Source organism: Dietzia sp. DQ11-38-2, from assembly GCF_014145055.1.
Classification (GTDB): Bacteria; Actinomycetota; Actinomycetes; order Mycobacteriales; family Mycobacteriaceae; genus Dietzia.
The window spans coordinates 1-1,911 of the sequence record NZ_JAALDW010000414.1; the positions used below are offsets into that span (position 1 = coordinate 1).

Genomic DNA, 1,911 nt, shown 5'->3' on the forward strand with positions numbered 1-1,911 from the left:
TCCGTCGACACGAGTGTGGAGGCGGCGCGGACACTGGGGTTGGGCCGGGCCGGGGCGTTCGTCAACGCAGTGCTGCGCAAAGTCTCCGCGCAGGATCTGGACAGCTGGGTCGAGGTGCTGCGGAAAGACGTGGCCGACCCCGTCGCCCGGCTGGCGGTGGGCACCGCGCACCCGGAGTGGATCGCGCGCGCGTTCGCGGAGTCCCTCGGGGCGGACGCCGGGGAGCTGCCCGAGCTGCTGGCCGCCGATGACGCGCGCCCCAAGGTGCACCTCGCAGCCCTGCCCGGCGCCATCTCCGCCGAGGAACTCGCGCTGGTGACCGGCGGCAGCGAGGGCGTCGTGTCGCCGTACGCGGTCCACCTCGACTCCGGTGATCCCGGTGCCCTCGACGCGGTGAGAGACGGTCTCGCCACGGTGCAGGACGAGGGCAGCCAGGTGGTCGCCCTCGCCGCCTCCCGTGCGCCGCTCGTCGGCGAGGACGGGGGCCGGTGGTTGGATCTGTGCGCCGGCCCCGGGGGCAAGGCCGTGATGCTGGGCGCGTTGGCGGAGATCGAGGGCGCGACGGTGACCGGTGTCGAGGTCTCCGAACACCGGGCCGACCTGGTGCGGGAGGCCACGCGGGACCTGCCGGTGACCGTATTCACCGCGGACGGCCGGGATCCCGGCCTCGAGCCGGGGTTCGATCGGGTCCTCCTCGACGCCCCGTGCTCGGGACTCGGCGCCCTCCGGCGGCGTCCCGAGGCCCGGTGGCGCAAGACCGCCTCAGACATCCCGGGACTGGTGATCCTGCAGCGGGAACTGCTGGAGTCGGCACTGCGACTGGTCCGGCCCGGGGGCGTGGTGCTCTACGCCACGTGTTCCCCCCACCTGTCCGAGACGGTGTCGGTGATCCGTGAGGCCGACCGGCGCGGGGATGTCGAACTCCTCGACATCCGCGAGGTCCTCGCGGGGATCGGCGGGACCTCCACCGAGGGCTTCGGAGGCGGACCGTGGGTGCAGCTCTGGCCCCACCGCCACGGCACCGATGCGATGTTCATGGCGGGGTTGCGACGGCTCGGGAACGTCCCCACACCGTCGAAACGAGAGGAGTGACAGTCGACGCCGGCGGGTCCGGGCGCCTTGTCGTCCGGCCAGCTGAGAGTCCGGCTCCTCGGAGCCTGGCTACCTGACCGTCCGACCTGGTTCCGGCCGACGCCCTCGGGCGCCCACTCGCGCGTGCCCGCCTAGACTGACCCGCATGTCGTACCAGCCGCTCATCGCGCCGTCGATCCTGTCCGCCGACTTCGCCTGCCTCGACCGGGAGATCGACCGCATCCCCGCCGCCGACTGGATCCATGTCGACGTGATGGACGGCCACTTCGTGCCCAATCTGTCCTTCGGTGCCCCCGTCGCCAAGGCGGTCGGGAGGGTCACCGACAAGCCGATGGACTGTCACCTCATGATCACCGACCCGCTGCGGTGGGTGGGTGACTACGTCGACGCCGGCGCGGCCAGCGTGACCTTCCACGTGGAGGCCACCGACGATCCGGAGGCCGTCGCGGAGCTGCTGCACTCGCGCGGGTGCCGGGCGGGCATCTCCATCAAGCCGGGCACTGCGGTGGAGCCGTACCTCGACCTGCTCGCGCACGTGGACATGGTTCTGGTGATGAGCGTCGAGCCCGGGTTCGGGGGACAGTCGTTCATGCCCGAGGTGCTCGACAAGGTTCGCACGCTGCGCGCCGAGATCGACCGGCGCGGGCTCGACGTGCTGATCCAGATCGACGGTGGGATCGATTCGAACACGATCGGGGACGCGGCCGCCGCGGGCTGTGACGTCTTCGTCGCCGGGTCCGCCGTCTACGGCGCGCCCGACCCCGACGGCATGATCGAGACCCTGCGCGCGGGGGCCGCGGCCGCGCGGGCGTGACGATG

General features: G+C 72.2%; 2 protein-coding genes. Both read left to right on the top strand.

The window, feature by feature from the left end; translation table 11 throughout:
• On the top strand, positions 1–1,092 hold a 1,092-nt coding region (locus G6026_RS13475), incomplete at its 5' end, for an RsmB/NOP family class I SAM-dependent RNA methyltransferase (RefSeq protein WP_182613463.1).
• Positions 1,093–1,237: 145 nt separating this feature from the next.
• Positions 1,238–1,906: a ribulose-phosphate 3-epimerase gene (rpe, locus tag G6026_RS13480; protein WP_107756517.1), complete on the top strand. Its 669-nt coding sequence runs from the start codon at positions 1,238–1,240 to the stop codon at positions 1,904–1,906.
• Positions 1,907–1,911: the final 5 nt, after the last annotated feature.

Excerpts from the sequence above, each read along its gene's own strand:
- rpe (WP_107756517.1), top strand. The coding sequence starts at position 1,238 with ATGTCGTACCAGCCGCTCATCGCGCCGTCGATCCTGTCCGCCGACTTC.